This window comes from Rhodococcus sp. R1101 (assembly GCF_000278445.1).
GTDB lineage: Bacteria > Actinomycetota > Actinomycetes > Mycobacteriales > Mycobacteriaceae > Rhodococcus > Rhodococcus gordoniae.
The window spans coordinates 1-1,481 of sequence record NZ_AJVB01000696.1 but is presented as its reverse complement, the minus strand read 5'-3'; the positions used below and the strand labels follow the sequence as shown (position 1 = coordinate 1,481).

At 71.3% G+C, this 1,481-nt stretch carries 1 protein-coding gene and 1 pseudogene; both read left to right on the top strand.

All coding sequences use genetic code 11. The features are described 5' to 3' along the window. Positions 1 to 223: pseudogene (locus tag R1101_RS31235) on the top strand (hypothetical protein); the annotation flags it as partial. After that, positions 220 to 1,481 (top strand): alpha/beta-hydrolase family protein (locus tag R1101_RS28405; protein WP_016935593.1); only part of this gene is annotated, 1,262 nt, incomplete at its 3' end. The pseudogene R1101_RS31235 and the gene R1101_RS28405, both read left to right, overlap by 4 nt.

Genomic DNA, 1,481 nt, shown 5'->3' with positions numbered 1-1,481 from the left:
GCGCGACCTCGACGGACTGTTCGCCCGGCATCTCGACACCGTCTGCCGTTCCGAAACCGGCATCACGGCGTGCACGCGTATCGCAGGGATCTCTTCTGCAGCAGTGGAACTCAACTCATGGCGGCAAGGTCACCGGACTCCTGTCGCGGAATCGCCGTGGGTCCCGGCCGTCGCAGCGGGCTCGGTCGTCCTGGCGTACACGGCGCGAAGGGTTCGGCGATGACGGTTCTCACGGTAGTTCTCGCGACGGTGATCTCCCTCGCTCCTCCCCTGCTGCCGCGACAGTCGGTCGTGCAGGGCGTCGTCACCGGGCTGTTCGTCGTGACGGCGTTGGCGCTGCTCCGCCTCGTCGTGTCCGTGCGGCGACACCGGTCCGGGCGAACTCCACCTCCCGAGCGGTCCGAACTCCGTCTGCCCGTCGCGCTCGTCGGTGGATCCGCCGTGCTGGTCGCCGCGGCCGGTGCCCATCGGTGGCAGAACCGGCTGCGGGAGGCGATGTCGGTCCCGACCCTGGACATGCGCTATTGGTTCGAGGCGCTGGCGGTCACGATCGTGGTCGTCGCGGTGTTGCTCGCCGTTCCACGCCTGGTGAATCTCCTGTCGCGGCGCCGGGCGACGGCGGCCGCCGCCGTGATGCTGGGGATCGGCACCGCCACGGTCGCCTTCTCCCCCGGAGGGACGATCGACACGGTCGTCTCCCCCACCGCCCTGTCGGCCGGCCTGTCGGGCGGCGCGGGATCGGCGATGTCGTGGAACCGGTTGGGCCGCGAGGGACAGAAGTTCGTGTCCCTGCCTGCCGAGGGGGCACCGATCCGGATCTATGTGCCGTTGTCGGCCGCGCCGGATCCGTCTGCACGCGCCGAGTTCGCGGTGGACGAACTCCGTCGGACGAGTGCCTTCGACCGACCGCATCTCGTGGTGGCCGTGCCGACCGGCTCGGGTTGGGTCGATGCCGCTGCGGTCCGCGGCTTCGAGAACCGGTGGGGCGACGACGTCGCCATCGTCGCCCAGCAGTACTCGGACCTGCCGAGCTGGGCGACCTTCGTTCTCGACCGCCGTGCCGCCGCGGAGGAGGCCCACGCCCTCGTCACCGCACTGCGTGCCCACCTGTCCACCCTGCCGGCCGAACGGCGTCCCGCCCTCCACGCCTACGGGCAGTCCCTGGGCGCGATCGGCGCGAGCGCCGTCTTCGACGACATCGAGCCGGAGTCGTGCGGGCTCTTCCTCGCGGGGCCACCCGCCGGTGTCCGCACGGCCGGCGCGAGTGTCCTGGCGAACACCTCCGACCCGGTGGTGTGGTGGCGGCCGTCGCTGCTGTGGTCGCCGCCGGACCTGTCGCACGCGCGTGTCGACGCTCCGGCCCCGCCGTGGCTACCGGTGGTGTCGTTCCTGCACACGACGGTGGATCTGCTCACCTCGCTCGATACAGCACCCGGCCACGGCCACCGCTACGGCGACGACCAGACATCGTGCACCTCCCC